The 24,846-nt window shown below is 67.3% G+C and carries 22 protein-coding genes and 1 tRNA gene; 13 read left to right on the forward strand and 10 right to left on the reverse strand.

From position 1 onward, the window contains the following. The 5 genes from BGP17_RS00005 to BGP17_RS00025 all read left to right on the forward strand — a co-directional run. Positions 1 to 2,457 (forward strand): BapA/Bap/LapF family large adhesin (locus BGP17_RS00005; protein WP_286710624.1); only part of this gene is annotated, 2,457 nt, incomplete at its 5' end. Positions 2,458 to 2,577: 120 nt separating this feature from the next. Next, positions 2,578 to 3,888: a TolC family protein gene (locus BGP17_RS00010; protein ID WP_243857478.1), complete on the forward strand. Its 1,311-nt coding sequence runs from the start codon at positions 2,578 to 2,580 to the stop codon at positions 3,886 to 3,888. Beyond that, the gene (locus BGP17_RS00015; protein ID WP_167300617.1) at positions 3,885 to 6,008 is read left to right on the forward strand and encodes a type I secretion system permease/ATPase; all 2,124 of its coding nucleotides are present in this window, start codon (positions 3,885 to 3,887) and stop codon (positions 6,006 to 6,008) included. Before BGP17_RS00010 ends, BGP17_RS00015 begins: the two co-directional genes overlap by 4 nt. Next, positions 6,005 to 7,192 carry a beta-barrel domain-containing protein gene (locus tag BGP17_RS00020; protein WP_286710625.1) on the forward strand — a complete coding sequence of 396 codons (1,188 nt, stop codon included), beginning with the start codon at positions 6,005 to 6,007 and terminating at the stop codon, positions 7,190 to 7,192. The genes BGP17_RS00015 and BGP17_RS00020 overlap by 4 nt, the downstream gene beginning before the upstream one ends. A 197-nt stretch (positions 7,193 to 7,389) precedes the next feature. Beyond that, entirely contained in the window at positions 7,390 to 7,770 is a 381-nt protein-coding gene (locus BGP17_RS00025; protein WP_167300905.1) for a helix-turn-helix domain-containing protein, read from the forward strand. Positions 7,771 to 7,867: 97 nt separating this feature from the next. On the opposite strand, the gene BGP17_RS00030 is transcribed toward BGP17_RS00025, so the two are convergent. The 4 genes from BGP17_RS00030 to BGP17_RS00045 form a co-directional block, all read right to left on the reverse strand. Further along, positions 7,868 to 9,163, reverse strand: coding sequence for an ABC transporter ATP-binding protein (locus BGP17_RS00030; RefSeq protein ID WP_286710626.1), 1,296 nt, complete (start codon positions 9,161 to 9,163; stop codon positions 7,868 to 7,870). A gap of 17 nt (positions 9,164 to 9,180) precedes the next feature. Then, positions 9,181 to 10,935: an ABC transporter permease gene (locus tag BGP17_RS00035; RefSeq protein ID WP_167300620.1), complete on the reverse strand. Its 1,755-nt coding sequence runs from the start codon at positions 10,933 to 10,935 to the stop codon at positions 9,181 to 9,183. Positions 10,936 to 11,202: 267 nt separating this feature from the next. Next, positions 11,203 to 11,850, reverse strand: coding sequence for a response regulator transcription factor (locus BGP17_RS00040; RefSeq protein WP_167300621.1), 648 nt, complete (start codon positions 11,848 to 11,850; stop codon positions 11,203 to 11,205). After that, positions 11,847 to 12,887: a sensor histidine kinase gene (locus tag BGP17_RS00045; RefSeq protein WP_286710627.1), complete on the reverse strand. Its 1,041-nt coding sequence runs from the start codon at positions 12,885 to 12,887 to the stop codon at positions 11,847 to 11,849. Before BGP17_RS00045 ends, BGP17_RS00040 begins: the two co-directional genes overlap by 4 nt. Positions 12,888 to 13,031: 144 nt before the next feature. Between BGP17_RS00045 and BGP17_RS00050 the strand changes: the two genes are divergently transcribed. Beyond that, complete coding sequence (locus BGP17_RS00050) at positions 13,032 to 14,615, forward strand: putative bifunctional diguanylate cyclase/phosphodiesterase (RefSeq protein WP_286710628.1); 1,584 nt, start codon at positions 13,032 to 13,034, stop codon at positions 14,613 to 14,615. Between the two features lie 159 nt (positions 14,616 to 14,774). Here BGP17_RS00050 and BGP17_RS00055 read toward each other — a convergent pair. Next, positions 14,775 to 14,864 (reverse strand) — tRNA-Ser (locus tag BGP17_RS00055). A gap of 122 nt (positions 14,865 to 14,986) precedes the next feature. Between BGP17_RS00055 and hspQ the strand changes: the two genes are divergently transcribed. From hspQ to BGP17_RS00085, 6 genes are all read left to right on the forward strand, one after another. Continuing rightward, positions 14,987 to 15,367, forward strand: coding sequence for a heat shock protein HspQ (hspQ, locus tag BGP17_RS00060; protein ID WP_167300624.1), 381 nt, complete (start codon positions 14,987 to 14,989; stop codon positions 15,365 to 15,367). Between the two features lie 118 nt (positions 15,368 to 15,485). Next, positions 15,486 to 15,863: a 50S ribosomal protein L21 gene (gene rplU / locus BGP17_RS00065; RefSeq protein WP_086130413.1), complete on the forward strand. Its 378-nt coding sequence runs from the start codon at positions 15,486 to 15,488 to the stop codon at positions 15,861 to 15,863. A gap of 25 nt (positions 15,864 to 15,888) precedes the next feature. Next, the gene (rpmA, locus tag BGP17_RS00070; protein WP_086130412.1) at positions 15,889 to 16,158 is read left to right on the forward strand and encodes a 50S ribosomal protein L27; all 270 of its coding nucleotides are present in this window, start codon (positions 15,889 to 15,891) and stop codon (positions 16,156 to 16,158) included. A 174-nt stretch (positions 16,159 to 16,332) separates the two neighbouring features. Then, a complete protein-coding gene (locus BGP17_RS00075) occupies positions 16,333 to 16,890 on the forward strand; it encodes a GNAT family N-acetyltransferase (RefSeq protein ID WP_243857480.1) in 558 nt (185 codons plus the stop codon). A gap of 105 nt (positions 16,891 to 16,995) precedes the next feature. Beyond that, a complete protein-coding gene (locus BGP17_RS00080; protein WP_167300625.1) occupies positions 16,996 to 17,604 on the forward strand; it encodes a TetR family transcriptional regulator in 609 nt (202 codons plus the stop codon). After that, entirely contained in the window at positions 17,601 to 17,960 is a 360-nt protein-coding gene (locus BGP17_RS00085; RefSeq protein WP_167300626.1) for a hypothetical protein, read from the forward strand. Before BGP17_RS00080 ends, BGP17_RS00085 begins: the two co-directional genes overlap by 4 nt. 13 nt (positions 17,961 to 17,973) lie before the next feature. Here BGP17_RS00085 and BGP17_RS00090 read toward each other — a convergent pair whose 3' ends face one another. From BGP17_RS00090 to BGP17_RS00105, 4 genes are all read right to left on the reverse strand, one after another. Next, positions 17,974 to 19,938 (reverse strand): ATP-binding protein, encoded by a 1,965-nt coding sequence (locus tag BGP17_RS00090; protein ID WP_286710629.1) that lies wholly within the window; start codon positions 19,936 to 19,938, stop codon positions 17,974 to 17,976. A 45-nt stretch (positions 19,939 to 19,983) separates the two neighbouring features. Continuing rightward, positions 19,984 to 21,174 carry a serine palmitoyltransferase gene (gene spt / locus BGP17_RS00095; RefSeq protein ID WP_243857537.1) on the reverse strand — a complete coding sequence of 397 codons (1,191 nt, stop codon included), beginning with the start codon at positions 21,172 to 21,174 and terminating at the stop codon, positions 19,984 to 19,986. Positions 21,175 to 21,251: 77 nt separating this feature from the next. Further along, positions 21,252 to 21,494 (reverse strand): acyl carrier protein, encoded by a 243-nt coding sequence (locus tag BGP17_RS00100; protein WP_167300629.1) that lies wholly within the window; start codon positions 21,492 to 21,494, stop codon positions 21,252 to 21,254. Positions 21,495 to 21,691: 197 nt separating this feature from the next. Then, complete coding sequence (locus BGP17_RS00105; protein ID WP_286710630.1) at positions 21,692 to 22,132, reverse strand: hypothetical protein; 441 nt, start codon at positions 22,130 to 22,132, stop codon at positions 21,692 to 21,694. Positions 22,133 to 22,241: 109 nt separating this feature from the next. On the opposite strand from BGP17_RS00105, the gene BGP17_RS00110 reads away from it, so the two are divergent. Continuing rightward, positions 22,242 to 23,867, forward strand: coding sequence for an NAD(P)/FAD-dependent oxidoreductase (locus BGP17_RS00110; RefSeq protein ID WP_286710631.1), 1,626 nt, complete (start codon positions 22,242 to 22,244; stop codon positions 23,865 to 23,867). Here BGP17_RS00110 and BGP17_RS00115 read toward each other — a convergent pair. Then, the gene (locus BGP17_RS00115) at positions 23,864 to 24,835 is read right to left on the reverse strand and encodes a DMT family transporter (RefSeq protein ID WP_286710632.1); all 972 of its coding nucleotides are present in this window, start codon (positions 24,833 to 24,835) and stop codon (positions 23,864 to 23,866) included. The two genes, BGP17_RS00110 and BGP17_RS00115, sit on opposite strands and share 4 nt — an antisense overlap. Positions 24,836 to 24,846: the final 11 nt, after the last annotated feature.

Raw genomic sequence — 24,846 nt, forward strand, 5'->3', positions numbered from 1 at the left:
ACGCTGCACGTCACCCAGGCCGATGCCGCGGGCAATGTCTCGCCCGCCACTTCGGCGCTCGCGCCCGACTTCACGCCGCCCCTCGCGCCGCTTGCGACGGTGAGCGCCGACGGCGCGGCGGTGACCGGCACCGGCGAGCCCGGCGCGACCGTGCACGTGTTCAACGCCGCCGGCACCGAGATCGGCACTGCCACGGTCGCCGGCAATGGCAGCTACACCGCGCCCCTCACGACGCCCCAGGCCAATGGCGAGACGGTGACCGTCACCCAGAGCGATCCGGCAGGCAACCTCTCCCCCGCCACGACGGTGACCGCACCCGACATCACCCCACCCGCGCCGCCCGCCGGCGTGGCGATCAACGGCGAAGGCACCGTCGTCACCGGCACCGGCGAGGCAGGTGCCGCCGTCGAAGTGCGCAGCGCGGGCGGCACGCTGCTCGGCACCGGCACGGTCGCGGCGAACGGCAGCTTCTCCGTCTCGCTGAACGATCCCCAGACCCCGGGTGAAACGCTCAGCGTCGCGTTGCGCGATCCCGCCGGCAACCTCTCCGATGCGGTCCCGCTCATCGCGCCCTTCGACATCGAGGCGTTCAACAACACGGCCGACGCTTCGATCGATCTTGTGCCGGTCACCACCAACGAGAATCTGGGCAGCGCCAGCTATCTCGCCCTGGTCTCGCTGGGGCTGCTCAATCTCGATGCGCAGGTGCTGGCGACACCCAATGTCCAGTTCACCGTCGCAGCCGGCAATTCCCTTGCCGCGTCCTTCACCTATGACGCGACGCTCGCGATCGGCGTGCTGAGCGGCTACAGCGTGGTGGTCCAGCGCTTCGACGGCACCAACTGGGTCGCGGTGAGCGGCCCCGGCAACAGCTCGCTGCTCCAGCTCTCCCTGCTCAACGGCAATCTCGTCGCGACCGACACGCTCGGCCCGGGCGAGTATCGCGCCTTCGTCACCTTCGACGGCGCCGCCGGCGTGGGCCTGCTCGGGGGTCTCGCGGTCACGGGCGTCAACAGCGACTATACCCATGTCGGCGCCGTGCAACCGAGCGCGGCCGCGGGCAATGTGATCACCGATCCGGGCCCGGGCGGGGCGGTCGACGTCGTCAGCCCGCAAACGGTCGTCCAGAGCGTCACCGTCAACGGCGTGACCACCAATGTGACTGCAGGCGGCACCTCGATCCATGGCGACTGGGGAACGCTCGTCATCAACCCCAATGGCAGCTATACCTACACGCCCGATGCCAATGCCGCGGCGATCGGCCATGCCGACACGTTCACCTACACGCTGGTCAACCCGACCAGCGGCGAACTGGAGAGCGCGACGCTGACGGTCACGATCGGCAGCCCGGACATCACCGGTACGCCCCTGGCGGTCGACGACGCGGCGATCGCCACGGCGACCTTCGAGCACGTCGTCACCACCATTCCGGCGGCGATCGACTCGAGCTTCGCCACGCCCACCGCGCTGATCATCACCGGCGCGCAGACCGGCTCGGTCCATGACAGCTTCACCGTCGGCGCGAACAGCACCGCCGATGTCACGCTCTCCGCGATCCAGTCGAGCGGGCTCAGCGTGCTGCCCACCTATACGATCACCGTCACCAACGCGCAGGGCACGGTCGTCGGCACGGTCACCCAGACCTCGGTCGCCAATCTCGGGCTCGGCACCGGCGTCGCGCTGGTGCTCCACGACCTGCCCTCCGGCACCTACAACTACACCGTGTCGAGCACCAACCTGCTGGGCACCGGCTATGGCACCAACGTCTATGTCGGCGAGACGGTGACGCATCTCGACCAGTACAGCCTCACCGGCAGTACCGCCGTGTCGGGCGAACTGCTCGCCAACGATACGTTGGGCACCGACTTCCCGGTGGTGCGGGTCCAGATGGGCGGCAATTTCGTCCAGGTGGGCGATACGCCGCTGACCATCACCGGCGCCTATGGCACGCTGACCGTCACCGAGACCGGCCATTATACCTACCAGCCGAGCGCCTCGCTGACCTATTCGGGCACCGATCCGGTCGACAGCTTCACCTATCAGCTGGTCCAGCCCAACGGCACGGTCGCGACGGCGCATCTCGACGTGACGGTCGACATCAACAACGGCGTCGCGCCCACGGCGATGATCTTCGAGGCGCCTTCGCTGGCGGATACCGTGCCGCTCGCGATGTTCTCGGCCGAATCCGCGACGGCGCCGACGGCGGCGACAACGACCGATCACGCGCCGGTCGCATACAGCCTGAGCGACAACCAGGGCAGCGTCGAGGATCTGCTCGGCCAGTTCCTCCACGATCGCCAGGCCGCCTCCGACGCGTCCGCTCCGCCTGTCGCCGCGAGCGCCGCTCCCGCCGCGCCGGACATCGCCGCGGCGCCCATAGCCGACGATCCGCTACATTATCTCGTAACCGCGAACGACCTCGAACAGGATCGCCACCAGTTGAATCATGTGGTGTGAGATATCACTCCGAACTCGGAGTCGATTCTCGAAAATCATCCATGATTCCAAAAGGGTGATTAACTTACATCGTAAGACGACACGCAATGCGGACAGGGAGGCTGTCGCTTGGGAGAAAGGTTGCGACGAGGCCCGCTCGGCGGTGCGATCGGCATCATGGCGATCGGAACGCTGGCAGCCTCCCTGGCCGGCACGGTGTACGCGCAGGAAAGTGCCGGGCTCTCGCTCGAGGCGGCGGTCCGCCAGGCCGTGGCGTGGCATCCGAACATCGTCTCCGCAGCGGCCACGCTGGATGCGCGCGGCGCGGATGTGGACGTCGCGCGGGCCGGCTACCTGCCCCAGATAAGTGCGGGCGTCGGCACCGGCTACGACAATCGCCTCGGCTCGAGCTGGCGGCCGCGCCCCCAAGTCTCCGCCTCGCAGATGCTCTATGATTTCGGCAAGGTCCGCAGCGCGGTGGACTATGCGCAGGCGGGCACGCGCGTCGGCCGCGCCGATCTGCTCCTCGCGATCGACGGGCTCATCCACGATACCGGCTATGCGATCGTGGAACTGCAGCGCAACGCGGCGCTCCACGACATCGCCGAGGAACAGCTGGCGCGGATCCGCGAGATCAGCGGGCTGGTCGCCGATCGGGTCGCCAAGGGTGCGTCCACGCGGTCGGACGGGCTTCAGGCGGAATCGCGGGTTGCCGCCGCCAAGGCGACGCTGGCGCAGATCGATGCCGAGCAACGACGCTGGGGCAGCAATCTCGCCTTTCTTCTCGGCGACGAAAAGGCCCGGGCGCCGGTGAGCGCCGACATGCCCGACTGGCTGATGCGCAGTTGCGCCGCCGGGCTGGCCGATTGGAGCACGGTGCCGGCAGTGATGCGCGCCGACGCCCAGCGCGAACAGGCCGCCGCGCAGCTTCACCGCAGCCGCGCCGATCGCCTGCCCACCGTATCGCTCGCCGGGGACGCGGCCGCGGACATCGGGTCGCCCTTCTCCGATCGCAGCGCCTACAGCTTCGGGCTCAGCGTCTCGAGCAACATATTCGGCGGCAACGCCACCCGCGCCCGCGTCCGCAGCGCGGATTATTCGCTCGCCGCCGCCGACGCCGCCTCGCGCCAGGCGCGCAACGAAGCGAGCCAGCGGCTCGCCGAGGCCCGGCAGCAGATCGGCAGCCTTACCCGGCTGCTCGACACGCTCAACCTGCGCGAGGCAGACATGGCGGAAACCGGACAACTCTACCGCGCGCAATATCTCGAAATGGGCACGCGGACGCTGGTCGACCTGCTCAATGCGGAACAGGAACTGCACCAGGCGCGGTTCGACGCAGTCAATACCGAGCATGACCTGCGCCGGCTGCAGCTCGACTGCCTCTATTACTCCGGCCGCTCGCGCGATGCCTTCGGCCTGACGGGCACGCGCCTGCGGGGCGTGACGCTGTGAGCGGCGCGTCGGCCGAGACCTGGCTCGACATCCTTTGCCAGGCGGCGCGGCACTATCGCCTGCCCGTTTCCGAGCAGCGCGCCCGCCTGGCGGGGCTTTGGGACATCGCTTCCCCCGAGGAAAGTCGCGTGCGTGCCCTCGCCCGGCCCCTGGGCCTGGCTCTCCGCTTCGCCGATCCCGGTTCCGTGCGGCTGACGAGCTGGCGCCTGCCGGTGATCGCCTGCCTCGCCGATGGCGAGCTCGCCCTGATCACCGCCCTTGCCGGCGACGGAGAGGCGGTGTTCACCGTCGCCGGCGAGGCCGGCATGGCCGCGCGCCGCCCGCTCGCCGAGCTGCTCGCCGCCGCGACCCTGATCGTCGTGCCCCGCCCCGCCCGCTCCGCCGCCGACGCGCGGGTCGATACCTATATCCGGCCCTATGAGGAGCATTGGCTCCGCCGGATCCTGCTCCAGGACGCGCGCGCCTATGGCCATGTCGCGGTCGCCTCGGTGGTGACCAACCTGCTGGGGCTCGCGGGCATCCTGTTCTCGATGCAGGTCTATGACCGCGTCATTCCGGCCCAGTCGATGCCGACGCTCGTCATCCTCTTCCTGGGCGTGCTGCTGGCGATCGCCTTCGACTTCCTGCTGCGCAAGCTGCGCGTGGCCATCACCGACGTGCTGGGGAAGCGGGCCGACCTGCGGCTCTCCGATCTCGTCTTCGGCCATGCGCTGCGCGTCCGCAACCGGGAGCGGCCGACTTCGACCGGCACCTTCATCTCCCAGCTGCGCGATCTCGACCAGGTCCGCGACATGCTGACCTCCACCACCGTCTCCGCGGTGGCGGACCTGCCCTTCTTCCTGCTCTTCCTCGCGATCCTCGCCTTTATCGGCGGGACGCTCGCGCTCGTGCCCCTCGTCGCAGTGGCATTGCTGCTGGTGCCCAGCCTGCTCGCGCAGCGGCGCCTGCGCGTCCTTGCCACCGAATCGATGCGGGAAAGTTCGCTGCGCAACGCGCTGCTGGTCGAGGCAGTCCAAGGCATAGAGGACATCAAGGCGCTGCAGGCGGAGGAGCGCTTCCAGCGCCAGTGGAATCACTACAACAGCGTCGCGGGCGAGGCCCAGCTTCGCCTGCGCGGGCTGACCGCCAGCCTCTCGACCTGGTCGCAAAGCGTGCAGAACGGCGTCTACGCGGCAGTGATCTTCGTCGGCGCGCCCATGGTGATCGCCGGCGACATCACCACCGGCACGCTCGTCGCCACTTCGATGCTCGCCTCACGCATGATCGCGCCGATGGCCCAGATATCCGGCCTGCTCGGCCGCTGGCAGCATGCGAAGCTGGCAACCCAGAGCCTCAACCAGATAATGGGGTTGCCGACGGACAGCCCCGACGCCGAGCACCGCATTCCCCTCGCCGCGGTCACCGGCAGCTTCGCGCTGCGCTCGGCGGTATTCTCCTATGCCGATCCCAATGCCCCGCCCGCCCTGACCGTGCCCGGCCTCGACATCATGGCTGGCGAGAAGGTGGCGCTGCTGGGCCGCAACGGTGCCGGCAAGTCGACTCTGCTCCAGGGCCTGTCGGGCATGCTCCAGCCGGTCTCCGGCGAAGTCCTGCTCGACGATCTCGCGCTGCACCAGATCGATCCCGCCGATGTGCGCCGGGACGTCTGCCTGCTCACCCAGAACAGCCGGCTCTTCCACGGCACGCTGCGCGAGAACCTGACGATGGGAGCTCCACACGCAAGCAACGTGGAGATAATGGCGGCCCTCGAGATGGTCTGCGCACAGGATTTCGTGCGGCGGCTGCGCGACGGGCTCGAACATGTCGTGCTGGAAGGTGGGCTGGGCCTGTCCGGCGGGCAGGTCCAGTCGCTGCTTCTCGCCCGCCTGCTGCTCAGGCGCCCGGTGGTGGCGCTGCTCGACGAGCCCACCGCGGCGATGGACGAACTCGCCGAGCGTCACTTCATCGCGAGCTTCCGCGAATGGAGCCGGGATCGCACGATCGTCGTGGCGACGCACCGCATGCGGGTGCTCGAGCTCGTGGACCGGGTGATCGTCATCGACCATGGCAGAGTGGTGCTCGACCAGCCCAGGGAAGCCGCGCTCGACGCGATGCGCGGCGCCAGGACGCAGGCAGCATGAGCGCGGCATTCAGCGCCGACGACCGGCTGTTCGACGAGGAAGGGCGCGGCCGGCTGCGCGATGCGACGCGCATGTCGTGGGTATTGGCGGCGATGGTAGCCGCCTTTCTCGCCTGGGCCTGGTTCGCGAAGCTCGATGAAGTGGCGACCGGTACCGGCAAGGTGGTGCCGACCAGCCATGAACAGATACTCCAGTCGCTGGAAGGCGGCATCCTCGCCAAGCTGCACGTGCGCCAGGACGATATCGTCAAGCCCGGCCAGGTCCTCGCTCAGCTCGATCCCACCCAGGCCGGCTCGACTGTCGAGGAAAGCGCCGCGAAATATCGCGCCGCGCTTGCAGCCCAGGCACGGCTCCAGGCCGAAGTGGATGAGACTCCTCTCCGCTTCTCCAGGGAGCTGGACGGCTATCCCGCGCTCAAGGCCGAACAGCAGCGCCTCTACGAAACGCGCCGCCGCAGCCTGGCCGGCTCGACCGGCCTGATCGACGAATCGCTGGCGCTGATCAATCGCGAAGTCGGGATCGGGGAGTCGCTGATCGCCACCGGAGCGGCGAGCAATGTCGAGGTGCTGCGGCTCAAACGCCAGCGCGCCGACCTCGATCTCAAAAAGGCCGATCTGCGTTCGCAATATCTGGTCGAGGCACGGCAGGATCTCGCAAAGGTGAGCGAGGAAGTCGAAGCGCTCGCCCCCGTGGTGCGAGGCCGGTCGGACACGCTGCAACGGCTCACCCTGCGTTCGCCCGTGCGCGGCGTGGTCAAGAATATCGAAGTGTCGACGATCGGCGGCGTCGTACCGCCCAATGGCAAGGTGATGGAAATCGTCCCGCTCGACGACCGGCTGCTCATCGAGACGCGCATCTCGCCGCGCGATATCGCGTTCATTCGTCCGGGCCAGCGCGCCAGCGTTAAGATCACCGCCTATGACTATTCGATCTTCGGCGGACTCGAAGGCGAGGTCAGCAGCATCTCGCCGGACACGATCCGCGACGAAGTGAATCCCGACATCTATTATTATCGCGTATTCGTCCGCACCCGCTCGGACGCCCTGGTCAACAAGGCCGGTCGCCGTTTCCCGATCGTGCCCGGCATGATCGCCACCGCGGACATCCACACCGGAAGCAAGACAATACTTCAATACCTGCTGAAGCCGCTCAATCGCGCCCAGGAGGCGCTCAGAGAACGTTAAATCATATAATATGTGAATTACGATGTTGATTTGATTTACGATATTTTGACGATCTAATTTACTATGATGTATTTAGAATATGATGCTATACATTGCAGATACGATATCATTCCTTCTTGTATTTGGATGATAGTGTGACGAATAGCGTAAGCATTGGGGACGGATCCCTGCTCGACCTCGCGCGCCAGCTGCAACGCATGCGCGCCAAGGCAGCGAAACTCTTTCCGCGCGACGTCTTTCGCGATTCCGCATGGGACATGGTGTTGGAACTGTTCATCGCCGGACAGCAGCAGCGTGTCGTCTGCGTGAAGGAGCTCATTTTCGTCTCCGGCGAGACATCGACCAGTGCCCTGCGCCGGATCGATCGCCTAGAGGCGGCTGAATTGCTCCACCGGTCGCACGATCCCGACGACCATCGGCGCATGGCCGTGACACTGACGGACAAGGGCGATGCGGCGATGCGCGCCATGCTGCACAGCCTCTTCCCGGGCGATTCCTCCTCCATCACCGAGAAACGCGCGCACGGTGCCGACAGGCCGGCGCACGAGTTGCATTCCTCATCGGCCAGCCTCTTTTGACCGCGCCGGACCGAAGAAGATCGAGGTCCGTGCCGTCGCCGCCCCGGAGCGGGGACTCGCCGATCACCAGCCGGACCAGGTCCGGCACGGGCGAGCGCTAGGACGGATCGTCGAGGCTGAAGCGGTCCGCCGCTTCGTCATAGGCGAAGGCTTCGGCATAGCGCCCCCACTGGATCACCGACTTCAGCGTCTGCTCGGCATATTCCTCGGACATGAAATCCTCGATCTCGTCGCGGAAGCGGCTCGCCGGCGCCTCGTGGCTGGCCCGGTCGTCGAGGATGCGGCGGATATGTCCGGCAAGCGGCACATGGCGCAACAGATGCTGGGCGAAGAGCTGCTTGCGCGCATCCACCTCCGCATCGACATAGCGCCGCGCCGCCGGCAGCAGCCTCAGGTCGCCGCCGCCCAGCTCCGCAAAGCGCAGCAACTGCAGCACCTCCGCGATCGGGAACAGCTCATCCGCTTCATATTGCAGCTCGCCGGCGAGATCCGACAGCGGCGCGCTGCCGGAATAGGGCTCGGCCGCCACTGCCTCCATCAGGCCGGCGAGCGTGTTGGTGGAGACGCGCGGCAGCGCCATGCCGATGCCGGTGCCCGGGAACAGCCCCTCGCGCGGATGCCCCACCTCCGTCCGCGCGGTCATCCGGGCATAGATATCGTCGACCAGCGCCTGAAATGCCGGATCCTGCCGGTTCCGCGGCTGCGGCAACGTCACGCCGATCTCGGCGACCACCCGCCCCGGGTTCGACGAGAAGACGAGGATGCGGTCGCACATCAGCACGGCCTCCTCGATATTGTGCGTGACGATCAGGATCGACTTGATCGGCATCCGCCCTTCCGACCAGAGGTCGAGCAGGTCGGTGCGCAGCGTCTCGGCGGTAAGCACGTCGAGCGCCGAGAAGGGTTCGTCCATCAGCAGGATGTCCGGGTCGACCACCAGCGCGCGCGCCAGGCCGACGCGCTGGCGCATGCCGCCCGACAACTCCTTCGGATAGGCACTCTCGAAGCCGTCGAGGCCGATCAGATCGATCGCCTTGAGCGCGCGCCGGCGCCGCTCCTCGGCGGCGACGCCCTGGGCTTCGAGCCCCACCTCGACATTCTGGAGCACGGTGAGCCAGGGGAAGAGCGCGAAGGTCTGGAACACCATCGAGACGCGCGTATCGGCATGCGGGAAGCGGACCTCGCCCGATGTCGGCCGGATCAGCCCGGCGATCGACCGCAACAGCGTCGACTTGCCGGAGCCCGAGCGACCCAGCAGTCCGACGATCTCGCTGTCGCCGAGAGTCAGTTGGACATCGTCCAGCACGAGCAGGCCGGCTCCGCTCGACTTGCCATAGACATGGCGGACGTCGCGGACCTCGACCAGGGGCAGCGTTTCAGTGCGCGTGTTCATTGGGATACTCCCGATGCTCAATCGAGGCGGAGGCGGCGCTCGGCGTACCGGTACATCGGCCGCCACAGCATGCGATTGAAGGCGATGACGAAGATGCTCATCACCGCGATGCCCAGGGCGACGCGCGGATAATCGCCCGCTTGCGTGGCATTGGCGATGAACGACCCGAGCCCGGCGGCTTCGAGATGCTTGTCGCCCCAGCTCACGGACTCGGCGACGATGCTGGCGTTCCACGAGCCACCCGAGGCAGTGAGCGCGCCGGTCACGTAATAGGGGAAGATCGCCGGGATCGCGACACGCCGCCACCATTGCCAGCCGCGGATGCCGAACATCGCCGAGGCTTCCTTCATGTCCGTCGGGATCGCGCTCGCGCCCGCGATGACGTTGAACAGGATATACCATTGGGTGCCGAGCACCATCAGCGGCGACAGCCAGATATTCGGATCGAGGCGCAGGCCGAGAATGGCGATGACCGCGAAGGGGAACATCACGTTCGCCGGAAAGGCGGCCAGGAACTGCGCCACCGGTTGCAGCCGCTCGGCCCAGGCGGGCCGGAGGCCGATCCACACGCCGATCGGCACCCAGATCAGGCTGGCGATCGCGATCAGCAGCACCACGCGCAACAGCGTGAGCAGGCCCAGCCCGAAGACGGTCGCCCCATCCTCCCAGGTCAGGCTCTGGGCGATGTAGCGGGCAAGCGTCCAGAAGGCCGCCAGCACCACGATGGCGACCAGTGCCAGCCACAGGCCATCGAGCGCCCGGCGCGCCGCGGGTGCGATGCGCAGCGGCCGCATCGCCGGCGTGCGCGGCAAGGGGAAGCTGCACAGCCGGCGCAGCGGCGTGGCGATCGCCGCGCCGAGCCGGTTCAGCCAGCGGGTGCGGCGGACGAGGTCGTAGAGCCAGGAGCGCGGCTGCTGCTGCGAGGCGGTCTGTTCGAAGCGGAACTTGTCCGCCCAGGCGACGATGGGGCGGAAGACGAGCTGGTCGTAGAGCAGGATGACGACCGCCATTGCCCCCACCGCCATGCCGATCGCGCCGAAATCCTCGCGGTCGATCGCAAGGGCGAGCCAGGATCCGATGCCGGGCAGCGTGATGGTGGTGTTCCCCACGGTGATCGCCTCGGACGCGACCACGAAGAACCAGGCGCCCGACATCGACATCATCATGTTCCAGACGAGCGCCGGCAGCGCGAAGGGCAGCTCCAGCCGGACGAAACGCCGCCATGCCGAGAAGCCGAACTGCCGCGAGACCTCGTCCAGGTCCCCGGGCACGGTGCGCAGCGACTGATAGAAGCTGAACGCCATGTTCCAGGCCTGTGCCGTGAAAATCGCGAAGATCGCCGCGCATTCCGCACCCAGCTGGCTGCCGGGAAACAGCCCCAGGAAGAGCGTGACGGTAAAGGTGAGGAAGCCCAGCACCGGCACCGACTGCAGGATGTCGAGCGCAGGCACGATGACAAGCGCCGCCTTGCGGCTCTTGGCCGCAAGCGTGGCGACCGCGAAGGTGAACAACAAGGACGCGCCGAGCGCGGCGAACATGCGCAGCGTGGTGCGCAATGCATATTCGGGCAGCATCGCGGGATCGAGCACCACCGGCGTGCTGCGCAACTGCGCCAGCGGCGCACCCATCTCCCCGGCGCCGTGGAATACGAGCACCGCTCCCGCCGCAAGCAGGATGAAAACGATCAAATCCGCCCAGGATGGCGCTCCGCCCCCGCGCACCCAGCGCACCAGCGGGCGTCCACCTCTGGTATCCTCGAAAAAGAAGACCATGGCTCACCTTATGATCGGCCATCTCGGCCGCCACGGGCGAGCGCTAGAAACTAGGCCCGGCCGGGCGCCCTCGACGGCGCGTTAGATCGACTACTGTCGCTCGGCATTTGCTGGCGTTCCTCGAATGGCCTCGGCCCCGCGAAAGCGGGGTGAGGCGTGGCGGGCGGATACCAACGGGGGATCGGCCCCGCCAGTGGGGAATTCTGCGGCGCACCGAAGCAAATCGGATAGTCGGAATATACCATGGTATATCCAACCGCCCCACCCCTATTCCGAAGGCGGGAACAGGCGATCGTGGATGCGCACCAGATCGGGCAGCGATCGCGCGTTCATCTTGCGCATGACCTGGCCCCGGCGCACCTTGACGGTGACCTCGCTCACTTCGAGCCGCGCCGCGATCTGCTTGTTGAGCAATCCCTGCGCGACCAGTTCCATCACTTCCCGCTCTCCATTGGTGAGCATGTGGTGGAGCCCGCGCAGCTGCGCGAGGCCCGCCTCCTCGCGGCGCCGGGCCCGGTCCCTGGCGATTCCCGCGTTGATCGCGTCGAGCAGCGCCTGTTCGTCGAACGGCTTGGCCAGGAATTCGATCGCACCGGCCTTCATCGCGCGAGCGGCCATCGCGATGTCGCCATGGCCGGTAATGAAGATCACCGGCAACAGGATGCCGAGGCCCTTCATCTGGCGCTGGAAGTCGAGGCCGCTCTGCCCGGGCATGCGAACGTCGAGCACGAGGCAACCGGGCGCCTCGGGCAATGCGTGCGCGAGAAAGGCCTGCGTAGAGGCGAACGCCCGGCATCCGATGCCGACGGACGCCAGCAGATCCTCGAGACCCGCGCGGACCGAGGCATCGTCGTCGACGATATGGACGATCGGCGCCGGACCGTCCTCGGCAGGGGCAATTGCTTCGATCGTCATTGCCTCGCTCCCGAAATCGGCAGGCTCACGCGGAAAATGGCGCCGGAAGGGGCATTCGCGGCAGCCCAGATACGCCCGCCATGCGCTTCGACGATAGCCCGGCTGATCGTCAGGCCGATGCCCGTGCCGCCTTCCCTGGTCGTCCAGAACGCCTCGAACAGCTGTTCCCGGGCGCCGGCCGCGAAGCCCATGCCGGAGTCCGCGATCGTCATGACGACCGACGGATCCTCGGCCGTGGTGGCGATCGCGATCCGCCGCTCGGCCTCCGGCACGCGCGCCAGCGCCTCGATCGCGTTGAGCAGAAGATTGCCGACCACCTGGAGAAGCTGCACCCGGTCCGCCAGCACGACCGGCAATGTTTCCGCCAGCTCCAGCGTCAGGCTGATGCCGCCACGATCGAGCTCGCCCTGGGCGAACAGGATCGCTTCGCCGATCGTCTCGTTCAGATCGACGCGTTCGCGCTTGGGCGCTTCATGCCGGGCGAGGCTCCGCACGCGCTGGATCACCGCGGCCGCGCGGTTCGCGTCGCCCAGGATGCGTTCCGCCGAACCGCGCGCCCTTTCGACATTGGGCGGATCCTGGCCCAGCCATCGGAGGCAGGCGTTGCCGCTGCTGACGATGCCGGCCAATGGCTGGTTGACTTCGTGCGCGATCGAAGCGGTGAGTTCGCCGAGCCCGGTCACCCGCGCGATCCTGACGAGCTGTGCCCGCGCTTGGTGCGCCGCAGCCTCGGCCGCGACCACCCTGAGCGCAAGCCAGGTCGTGATGCCGATCGCGGACGTGCTGATCGCCATGTTGACGATCCCCGCCTCGCGAGAGCCGCCGGCGGTCAGCGTGGAACTCACCAGCGTGAGCAGAATGCACAGCCCGGCGAGCGCGATGACGTTGCGGCGGGGAAATCGCCCGATCGCCAGCAGGATGATGGCAATGTAGAATATGGCTGCGGCGATCTCGAGGTCGGTGACCGTGTCGGCGATGAAGATGCCGGCCATGAGCGCCGCGATCGCCACCGCCTGCAGCCATGATTTCCATTGCATTGGGGAATCTGCCCGTTTCGAATATGCCTGCATATATGCCCGATATGCCCGGGTATCGACATCGATGCCGCAAAACGCAGCCGAAGATCGCGGCAATGCTTTGACAAGCAATGGCCGATACTATCCGGGCCCGAGAGGTTTCGCATGCATTGGCCCGCGATCCGGAGTTTCGTCATTCGCCACCGTTTCGCCATTCGCGACCTGGGGCTGGTCCTGGCAGCGGTGGCGGCACTCGCCTATTGCGCATTCGCCTTCGACCTGTTCGAGAATGAAGGCGGCCTCACCGTTCACAAGGCCGAGATCGAGCTCGACGAGGCGCTGCTGCTGGGCGCGGTGCTGGCGCTGGGCCTGCTGCTTTTCGGCGCCCGCCAGTATCTGCGCCAGAAGCGCGAGATGGCCCGCCGGCTGTCGGCGGAAGGCGAAGTCCGCAGGCTCGCCTATCAGGACGTATTGACCGGCCTGCCCAACCGCCGGAAGTTCGACGATGCGCTTGCTGCGGCGGTGGGAGCGCCTCCGCGGGCAGGCGCTTCGCATGCCGTGCTCCTGCTCGACCTCAACGGCTTCAAATCCGTCAACGACGTGCACGGGCACGCGGCCGGCGACGAGCTTCTGATCGTCATTGCCCAGCGCCTGCTCGGCGCAATCCGCGATGGCGACATGGTCGCGCGCTTTGGCGGCGACGAATTCGCGATCCTGGCCACCCATCTCGCCGATCCCGAAGCCGCGACCAACATCGCGCTTCGCGTGATCGACGCGCTCGACACGCCCGTCCATGCGGCGGGCGCCACGCACCGCGTCGGCGCCGGCATCGGGATCGCGCTGGTTCCGGTCGACGCCACGAACGTCGAGGAAGCGATGCGCAAGGCGGACGTCGCGCTCTATCGCGCCAAGGCCGAACGACGCTCGGCGCTTCGCTTCTTCGAGCCCCAGATGGACGTGCGGATCCGCGAGCGCGCCGCAATGGAGGCGGCGTTGCGCCGGGCGCTCGACGAAGAGCGAATCGATATCGTCTATCGCCCTGCCTTCGATCTTCGCACGCACGCGGTGGTCGGCTTCGAAGCGGCGCCGCGCTGGATCGACCCCGAGCATGGCGAAATCCCGATCGAGCGGTTCCTGGCCATCGCCGACGAAGTCGGCCTGATCCACGCGCTGGGCGAGCGCGTGCTGCGCCTGGGCTGCGCCGCGGCGGGTTCCTGGCCCGCGAGCATCACCCTGTCGATCGACATTCATGCAAGCCAGCTCAGGGACAATCTCCTCGCCGCCCGGATCCTGCGCATCCTGGGCGAGGCAGGCATCGCGCCCGCCCGGCTTGAGGTCGACGTGACCGAAAGCGCGTTCGTCGCCGATCTGGACAATGCACGCGCCGTGCTAGGCAACCTCAGGGCCGCGGGGGTTCGCATCGCGCTCGACAATTTCGGCACCGGCTATTCGAGCCTCTATCATCTGCGCAGCTTCCGCCTCGACAAGGTGAAGATCGACCGCAGCTTCGTGCAGGCAATGACGCGCGAGCGCGAAAGCGCCGGGATCGTGCAGGCGCTGGTCGGCCTTGGCCATGGCCTCGGGCTCACCATCGCCGCGGAGGGCATCGAAGCCAGCGACCAGGAAGGCGCCCTGCTGGGCACCGGTTGCGAACAGGGCCAGGGAGACCTGCTCGGCGCGCCCCTGGACGCAGCGGCCGCTGCCGCATTGTTCGAGCACAGGATATCGGGAAGCACGACACAGGCGTGACGCATCGATCCGCAGGTCCACGCATCCGCGCCGGGGGATCGGGAAGGCCCCGGAATCAGGGCCGATTGGGATTTGCCACAGAGCGCAGCGGAGACGGTTCGCCCCCGTCAGGGCTCGCAAGCGCGAACCCGGGCTTGTGCAAGGCCCTGGAACAGGAACTGGCGGAGAGGGTGGGATTCGAACCCACGTTACGGTTACCCGTAAACCGCATTTCGAGTGCGGCGCATTCGACCACTCTGCCACCTCTCCGCGAGGCGATTGTGCGCGGAAGGGTTCCGCGTCGGTCGCTGTGAGCGGGGGCCCCTAGCGCAGCGTTTCGGATACTGCAAGCGCATCCTTGTACCTGCGCGAAGAGATATTAGATTGAAGGCATGACTCAGCTCCCCGGCGCCCCGATTCCCTATGAACCCGGACTTCCGATGCCGCCGGTCGCCACCGCCCGCTTCGCCATCGGCGAAGTGGTGCGCCACCGGCAGTTCGAGTTCCGCGGCGTGATCTTCGACGTCGATCCCGTCTTCGCCAACAGCGACGAATGGTACGAGGCGATTCCGGAGGACGTGCGCCCGCGCAAGGACCAGCCCTTCTACCACCTGCTCGCCGAGAACGACGAATCGAGCTACGTCGCCTATGTCAGCCAGCAGAACCTGGTGGCCGACGATAGCGAGGAACCGGTCGACCATCCGGCGATCAACGGGCTTTTCGAAGGCTATGCGGCCGGGCGCTACACGCTGAAGCGGACCCACCGTCACTAAACTGCCCAATATGGGTAGTTACCGGTTGACTTCTGATCCCGCCTCCCTTAGCTGCGCCCTTCCTCCTGCCGGGGTGCAACCTTGGCGGGCACAAGCATTTGAACCAGAGAAGAGACCGATGTTCGCTATCGTGCGCACGGGCGGCAAGCAGTATCGCGTTGCCGCGGGAGACAAGATCGTGGTCGAGAAGCTCGACGGCGAGGCCGGTTCGACGGTCACGCTGGGCGACGTGCTGCTCGCCGGCGAAGGTGGCGAGCTGAAGTCCACCGAGGGCCTCACCGTCTCGGCCGAGATCGTCGCGCAGGCGAAGGGCGAGAAGGTCATCGTCTTCAAGAAGCGCCGCCGGCACAACTATCGCCGCAAGAACGGCCACCGCCAGAACCACACCATCCTGAAGATCACCGCCATCGGTGCGCAGGAAGAGAAGAAGAAGGCCGCGCCGAAGGCGAAGAAGGCCGCCGCTGCCGAGGGCGAGACCCCGGCTGCGGAAGCGTAAGCCAGAGATACGAGGAGTATAGAGCATGGCACATAAGAAGGCAGGCGGCTCTTCGCGTAACGGTCGTGATTCGGCCGGCCGTCGTCTCGGCGTGAAGAAGTTCGGTGGCGAGCTCGCGGTTGCGGGCAACATCCTCGTGCGCCAGCGCGGCACCAAATTCTATCCGGGCGTGAACGTGGGCATGGGCAAGGACCATACTCTTTTCGCGCTCGTGGACGGCCGCGTGTCGTTCAAGGAAGGCAAGCTTGGCCGCAAGTTCTGTTCGGTAGACATGATTGCGGAGGCTGCCGAGTAACATCGGGCAACCGACCGGGTTGTCCACCAGGACGACCCGGGTTCGACGAACGAACCAGCTGAAAAGGGAGACGGGTCGCCCCGGCTCCCTTTTTTATTTCCTCCCTGACACCACGGCGCAACAACCTCGTCACAGTAGCGTGGCGTGGGGCGTCGCAGGACCAAGGAGATGGTCATGTTCGTGCGAACGCAAAGACTGACATTACGGCCCGGCTGGCCCGAGGATGCCAATGCCCTGGCGCAGGCGATCGGACATGAGAGCGTGGTGCGCAACCTCGCCATGCCGCCCTGGCCCTATCCGCTCGAAGCGGCCGAAACGTTTCTCGCCGGTTTCGGCAACCCGGTCGAACCCAAGTTCCTGGTGTTCGAGCATCGCTCTGGCGCGGTCCGCCTGATCGGCGGCATGGCGGTGGGCACGTGGAAGGATGAACCCAACGAGCTCGGCTATTGGCTGACCCCGGATGCCTGGGGCCATGGTTTCGCGACCGAGGCCGGGCGGGCCGTGCTGCGGGCCGCGCGGGCGCGGGGCGTTCGCCGCATCACCGCCGGCCATTTCATCGACAATCCCGCCTCGGGCCGGGTGCTGCGCAAGCTGGGTTTCCGCCCGACCGGCCAACTCGTCACCATGTATTCGCGCGGCCGCGGCTGCGATGTGGCGAGCGCGCGCTACGAAATCGACCTCTCGGAGGGCGATTGCGGCGGCGGCGATGCGGATGACCGAATGGCGGCATGATCGTCCTCCCCGGGCCCGCCCCGGGGAGGATCGCTTGATGTCTGTGCTTTCCCCCTTGGAAATCATGCCCTAAGCCGGGGGTTTCCGGGGACGACACAGCAGAAGATGACCGCCGCACCACGCAAACGCCTTTCTCCCGAAGAATCCCGCGACGCCGCGCTCGAAGCCGCGCGCGCGCTGCTGCTCGAGGCGGGACCGCAGGCCGTGACGCTGAAGGCGGTCGCCGCGCGGATCGGGCGAACCCATGCCAATCTGCTCCACCATTTCGGCTCGGCCGCGGGGCTGCAGAAAGCACTCGCCGCCAATATCGCCTGCGGCGTGACCAGCAAGATCAGCGCCGCGGTGATGCGCGCGCGCGCCGGCGACCATGACGACCACGAAGTGGTGAACCTCACCTTCGACGCGTTCGACAAGGGCGGCGCCGGCGCGCTCGCCAGCTGGATGATCCTGACCGGCAATCAGGATGCGCTGGACCCCATATTGGAAGCGATCCACGGACTGATGGACGAACTGGCCGAGGGCCATGACGACAAGACCCATTCGCTGCACGAGGAGACGCTCCAGCTCGTCCTCATGGCGGTGGGCGATGCGCTGCTCGGCGCCCCGATGGCCCGGGCGCTCGGCCTGCCGCGCGACAAGGCACGCCAGATGGCCGTCGCGCAGCTCTCGCGGACGATGGCCGAACATCATGGCGACATGGAGAAGCCGCAATGATCCTGTTCTCGCTGGCGCTGACCCTATCCGCCGTGCCGGACAAGACCTGCAACCTTTCGGCGCAATGGGGCACGAAGCTGCCCAGGAAGAGCGCCGATGCCTATGCGGTTCGCGACAATGGCGGTCAGGCGCTTTGGGGCTTCATCCGCGCCAGCGACACCGCGCTGGAGGATTTCGCCAGCGGCGCCGGCCGCGAGACTCCGCACCGGCCGATCATCCTCTATGCCGCGGACACCGATTGCGCGGTGGTCGAACGCTATGCCGCGATCATCGAAGCCGCCGCCAATTGCGCGCCGGACTGGTGCGTAGTGAGCTACAAGCCGGCCCCATCCACGCGGCAGAAATCCGACAGCTAGCGCGCCGGGCGGATCACTCCGCTGCCGCCCGCCCGCTCCTGCGCGCTTCCTGCGCCATCGCCTCGGCCACCGCAGCAGCAAGGCCGGCAATGGTGAAGGGCTTGCGGAGCACGGTGCGCCCCTTGAAGATCGCCGCATCCGCTTCGCCGGCAAAGCCGGTTACGAACAGCACCGCCACCCCCTCGATCTGCTCGCCCAGCGCGGCGATCATCTCGGGGCCGGTCCGGCCAGGCATCAGCACGTCGGACACGATCAGGTCGAGCGACGGCAAGGTCGCGATCGCCCCCGGCGCGGCCAGCGGATCGTCGCAACCGACGGCACGATGGCCAAGCTCGCCAAGCGCGCCCAGCGTCGCGGCGAGCACGCGCGGATCGTCTTCCACCACCAGGACATCGAGCGGCCGCGCGCCCTTCTCGGAGGCGTCTTCGGCGGCGGGAGCCGCCTCGGGAACCGCGCCCTCGCCGACATGGCGCGGCAGGTACAGCACCACCTGCGTGCCCTTGCCCGGCGCCGTATCGATGCCGATCTCCCCTCCCGACTGACGGACGAAGCCGAAGATCTGGCTGAGCCCCAAACCCGTGCCCTTGCCCACCGGCTTGGTGGTGAAGAAGGGCTCGAACACGCGTTCCAGCACCTCGGGCGTCATTCCCATGCCCGTATCGCCCACTTCGATCGTGACATAGTCGCCCGCCACACATTCGCCGACCTCGTTCTCGGCCAGGGTGATCCCCCCGGTGACGAAGCTGAGCGTCCCCTGCCCCTCCATCGCATCACGCGCATTGACGGCGAGATTGAGCAGCGCGTTCTCGAGCTGATGGCGGTCGACCCAGATCCGCCAGCCCTTGCCCGCATCCTCCGTCTCGACCGCGATGCCGTCGCCCAGGGTGCGGTCGAGCAGTTCGGTCATGCCGTCGATCAGCGCACCCGCCTCCACCGCTTCCGGCAACAGCGGCTCGGCCCGCGAGAAGGCCAGCAGGCGGCGGGTGAGCGCGGCGGCGCGGTTCGCGCCTTCCATCGCATTCTCGATATGCTTCTGTGCATCGGGCCCGCCCGTGTGCAGGTGGCGCTTGGCAAGCTCCAATCCGCCGAGAACCACGGCGAGCATATTGTTGAAATCATGCGCGATGCCGCCAGTAAGCTGGCCGACCGCCTCCATCTTCTGCGCCTGGCGAAGCTGTTCCTGCGCCGCCTCGCGTTCGCCCGCCTCGGCGCGCAGCTGCTCGGTCGCCTCGGCCACCGCCTCCTGCAGTTCGGCGGCTCGCTCGCGCTCGGCGTCGGCCATGGCATCGGCGACCGCGCGCTCGCCCTGGGCCTCGATCGCCATCCAGCCGAGCAGCACCGCGCCGAGCACGATCAGGATGCCGAAGCCGGTGAGGAGGCGCGAAGCAAAGCCCGAATTGGCAAGCAGGTCCGCGGCCGCCTTGCTGCGGCCGTGGAGCGTGACCCGCTCGGAATCGACCACTTCGTTGAGCACTTGCTCCAGCTCGCTGCGCGCCGGGCTGGAACGGACCTGGTAATAGCTGCCCCAGGCATCGCTGTGCCGCTTATAGGCCGAATAGAGTGCGGTGTTGGCCAGTTCCTTTCCGCGCGCGTCGAACGCCCGCTTCAGGCGGATCATCCGCGCGCGCTGATCGCCATTGTCGGCGGTGAGCTGCCGGAGCCGGGTGAGCTGCTCCGTCGCCCGTTCCCATTGCGCGCCATATTGCTGGCCGAGCTTGCGATCGGCGCTGACGACATAGCGGCCCAGCGCCGCCTCCGCCCCCGCAATCGCGCCGGAGAGCTGGTTGGCGCGCATGATGACGTCGAACGTGTGCTGCTGCCGCGCGATCGCCTGATCCCGCTCCGCATCGGTCCGCTGCTGGATCACCGCCACTGCCGCAAGCACAGCGATCCCGAGCAGCGCGAGCGCGCCGAGCAGCATGAACCGCCAATTCGTCGCCCGGACAGCACGCTCCAGGGCGTTGTTGACCTCACTCATTACGCGCTCGATTTTAGTCGAGCCTGCGGGCGCTGAAAAGCGCCCTCAGCCAATAACGCCCACCGCCTGGCCCGCAGCCCGGAACAAGCCCAGTACGCGTTCGATCTGCTCGGTCGAATGTTCGGCGCAAAGCGAGCAGCGCAGCAGATAGGTCCCCGCCGGCGTCGCAGGCGGACGAGCCATGTTGACGTAGACGCCGCCGTCCAGCAGCGCCTGCCACATCATCACCGCCTGTTCCTGGTCCTCCAGGATCACGGCGATGATCGCGCTGTCCGGCGCCTCGGTGCCGAGCCTGAAGCCCATCGCCTTGAGGCCGCCGTGCAGCGTGCGGGCATTTTCCCACAGATGCGCGCGCTTGTTGTGGGCGTGCATCAGCTTGCGGATCGAAGTCGCCGCGGTCGCCACTACCGAGGGGGGCAGCGAAGCGGTGAAGATATAGGGGCGGCAGGCCAGGCGGATCGCCTCGAACTTGGGATGGTCCGAGATGCAGAAGCCGCCGACGGTACCGACCGACTTGGAGAAGGTGCCGACGACGAAATCGACCTGGCCCTCGAGCCCCTGATCCTCATAGACGCCGCGGCCATTGGGGCCGAAAAAGCCCATCGAATGCGCCTCGTCCGACAGGACCATGCAGCCATGCTTCTTGGCGACGGCGACCATTTCCTTCAGCGGCGCGATGTCGCCGAGCATCGAATAGACGCCCTCCAGCACCACCAGCTTGCCGGCCTCCTTGGGCAGGCGGCCCAGGCGCTTGTCCAGATCCTCCACGTCATTGTGACGGAAGCGGACGATCTCGGCATTGCCCTGCTTGCAGCCGTCATAGATCGACGCGTGGCTGTCCGCGTCGAGGATGACATATTCGCCCTTCCCCACCAGGGTGGAGATCATGCCGAGATTGGCCATATAGCCGGTCGAGAAGACGATCGCGCCCGAGACGCCATAGAATTCGCGCAGCGCCTGCTCGACTTCCATGTGATCCCGGAAGGTGCCGTTGAGCATGCGGCTGCCATTGGTGCCGGAGCCGAACGTGTCGAGCGCGTCCTTGCCGGCCTGGATCACGTCCGGATCGAAGGTCATGCCCATATAGTTGTAGGTGCCGAGCAGGATCGTGTCCTTGCCCTTGATCACCGCCTCGGTGGGCGACTTCACCTGCTCCATCACGATCGCGAAGGGATCGGTGACGCCGCTGTCGAGCAGCGCCTGGCGCTCGGCGATCAGGCCGTCGAACTTCGACATCAGGTCGCGCTCGGGCGCGACCTCGGCCGGGTTGGCGGGAAGCGCGTCGGCGGTGTTCAGGCTGTCGGTCACGTGGATCAGCCCTTGAGCTTCTGGACCGCGTCGACCAGCTGGCCGACATTCTCGATCTCGGCCTGCATGTTCATCGTGATGATGATGTCGAACTCGTCCTCGATCGCCGCGACGAAATCCATCACGGTGAGGCTGTCCCACTCCAGGTCCCCGGCGAAGGTGGTGCTATCGGTCAGCGCGACGCCCTTCTTGTTGAAGGGCTCGATCTGGGCGGTGACGGTCTCGAAGACGGTGGCGCGGTCGGTCATGGGGTCCCTCTAGTGATATCGCCCCGCAGTGCCAAGCGATTGCGGCGGAAACGCGCCGGAGCCGGGGCAAGGCGCTCGAGGCGACCCATTTCGACGAGGCCGGCGGCGGTCGTGATTTCCCGCCCGGTGCGCGCGAGCGGGCCCATGCGTGGCTTAAGACGCGGCCCTGCCCCACCGGCGACGGTGGAGCGCCCGGTTCAGGCGGTGATCCGGACGATCCGACAGGCCCGACGCGTATCGGCGACGGCGAGATCGCAAGCCAGCTCGACCTTGCGGGGATAGGACGAACCGGTCCAGCTAACGCCGCCGAGGATGGGATTGCCGTTGGTCTGGAAACGGCGGACCTGGATGCTCTGGCTGCGCGGGCCTTCGCTGCGGAACTCGTAGCGCGCATGCCGCATCGCGCATTGGAGATTGTCGGTGGAGCAGGCGCCGTAGCGCGCGCCCGAATGCCTCACCAGGGGGTCGCCGCCCTGCTCGTTATAGGTCAAGATCAGGCTAGGCGCCTTTCCCTTGTCCGGCTTCAGCGTGACGACGATGTCCGGCATCACCGGCTTCCAGGTGGCATAGGCTCCCGCCGCGCCGCCCAGGCAAAGCAGAAGCGCCGCGCCGATCGTTATGCCGAGTCCCTTGCACATCGCAGTCCGATTTCCCCTTTGCACACTCCCGCTAGCCCAGGTTGATGACAGGCGCATGCCGGATCGCACCGAATTTGAGGCAAATCGCTTTACCCGCTAGAGGCCCGGAATGCTTCGCCTCTCCGGACTCCACCTGCCGCTCGACCACACCCCCGAAGCCCTGCCCGAGGCGATCGCGAAACGGCTGGGCATCGCACCCGCCGAACTGAAGAGCCATTCGGTCTATCGCCGCGGCAACGACGCGCGCCGGCGCAACGCGATCCAGCTGGTCTATACCGTCGATGTCGCGCTGGCCGACGAGGCGGCGGTGCTGGCGCGCTTCCCGGGCGACAAGGACCTGCGTCCCACGCCGGACATGGCGTACCATTTCCCGGTGACGGCGCCCGCCGGCTGGAACGGCCTGCGCCCGGTGGTGATCGGCGCAGGGCCGTGCGGCCTGTTCGCCGGACTGATCCTGGCCCAGATGGGCTTCCGGCCGATCATCCTCGACCGGGGCAAGGTGGTGCGCCAGCGCACCAAGGATACCTGGGGCCTGTGGCGCCGCGCCGAGCTGAACCCCGACAGCAACGTGCAGTTCGGCGAAGGCGGCGCCGGAACCTTCTCCGACGGCAAGCTCTATTGCCGCGTGAAGGACCCGCGCTTCCTGGGCCGCAAGGTGCTGGAGGAGTTCGTGAAAGCCGGCGCACCCGACGACATCCTGTGGGAAGCGCACCCGCATATCGGCACCTTCCGCCTCGTCACCATGGTGGAGAGCATGCGGGCGACGATCGAGGCGCTCGGCGGCGAATATCGCTGGGAGACCCGAGTCGACGATATCGAACTGGAGCGCACTTCCGACGGCAACCAGCGGGTGCGCGGGCTGCACCTGGGGGACGGCAGCTTTCTCGAAGCCGACCATGTCGTGCTCGCGGTGGGGCACAGCGCCAGGCCGACCTTCGAGATGCTCCACCGGCGCGGCGTGCATATCGAGGCCAAGCCCTTTGCGATCGGCGTGCGGATCGAGCATCCGCAGAGCTGGATAGACCGCGCGCGCTTCGGCAGATGCGCCGGGCATCCGGACCTGGGCGCCGCGGCGTACAGCCTGGTCCACCATTGTTCGAACGGACGCAGCGTCTACAGCTTCTGCATGTGCCCGGGCGGTCGGGTGGTGGCGGCGACCAGCGAGGAAGGTCGGGTCGTCACCAACGGGATGAGCCAATATTCGCGGGCGGAGTTCAATGCGAACTCGGGCCTCGTCGTGGCGATCGATCCCGCGCGCGACTATCCGGGCGGGCCGCTGGCCGGGATCGCGCTGCAGCGGCACTGGGAGGACCTGGCCTATGTCGCCGGGGGCTCCAACTATCACGCGCCGGGGCAGCGGGTGGGCGACCTGCTCGCCGGCCGGGCTTCCACGGCGCTGGGCGAAGTCATCCCCTCGTACAAGCCCGGGGTGAGAATGACCGACCTGTCCGAATGCCTTCCCGGCTTCGTGATCGAGGCGTTCCGCGAGGCGCTGCCGGTGTTCGGCCGCCAGATCGCCAATTACGACCATCCCGACGCCGTGATGACGGGCGTGGAGACGCGCACCTCCTCGCCGGTGCGGATCACCCGCGGCAAGGATCATCAGAGCCTGAACGTGGCGCGCCTGTTTCCGGCGGGCGAAGGGGCCGGCTATGCGGGCGGCATTCTCTCGGCGGCGATCGACGGGATCAAGAGCGCCGAGGCGGTGGCGCGGAGCATGATGGGGACGGCCTAGGGCCGGAGCCCGGTCGAGGCCTTGATTTCCTTCGCCATCCCCGGCCGCCGATGCGCCGCCACACAGCTCACCACGCTCGCCACCACCAGTACGAAGGCCAGTGCCTCCGCCACGGTGGGGCCGCGATGCTCCCAGGCAAAGGCGTAGAGCAGGGCGAACAGCGTCTCGAAGGTGATCATCTGTCCGGCAAGGGTGAGCGGCAGCAGCCGGCTCATCTTGTTCCACAGCGCATTGCCGACGATCGAGGCGAAGATCGCCACCCCGGCCGACACGGCGACAAACAGCACCCACTCCCCTGCTCCATGGCCCCGCGTGCCGAGCAGCAGCGCCAGCGGGATCAGCAACAGGCTCTGGGCGCCGGTGGCGATGCCGATGAGCAGGCTCCAGTCGTGCGACGAGACGGTCCTCACCCGCGCGAGCATATGGTTGTTGCCCACCGCAAAGGCACCCCAGGAGGCAAGCGCGCCGAGCGCGCAGAGCAGGCCGGCGAGCTGCGCGGCGACCGGGCGGGCGGAAGGCAGGAACAGCGCCTGCCATCCGATGCAGGCCGTACCCGCCCCGCAAAGCAGCAACGACGGAGCCAGGCGGGCGAGCGGCACGGCCCCTTCGGCGCGGCTGCCGACGATGGTCACCACGACGGGGAGGAAGCCGATCACGAGTGCGGTGATCGCGGCGCCGCCGAGCTGCACGGCACTGGCGAGGAGGATATAGTAGAGCGTGTTGCCGGCGAGCCCGAGCCAGAACAGTGCCCGCCATTCCGCTCCCCCAATGCTTGCAGAGACCGTGCGCCAGCGCGGGACGATCAGGGCGGCGGAGATCAGGCCATAGGCAAGGTAGCGGCCGATGGTCAGCTCGAGCGGACCGAAGGCGCGGGCCAGTTCGGGCGCGAGGAACACCAGGCCCCAAAGCGCGCCGGCAGCCGCTCCGCACAATACGCCCAGCATCGTCGATCCGCGTTCGCCCGGCATGGAAATTCCCT

The sequence above is a fragment of the Sphingomonas sp. 67-41 genome (assembly GCF_001899725.1).
Lineage (GTDB): Bacteria > Pseudomonadota > Alphaproteobacteria > Sphingomonadales > Sphingomonadaceae > Sphingomonas > Sphingomonas leidyi.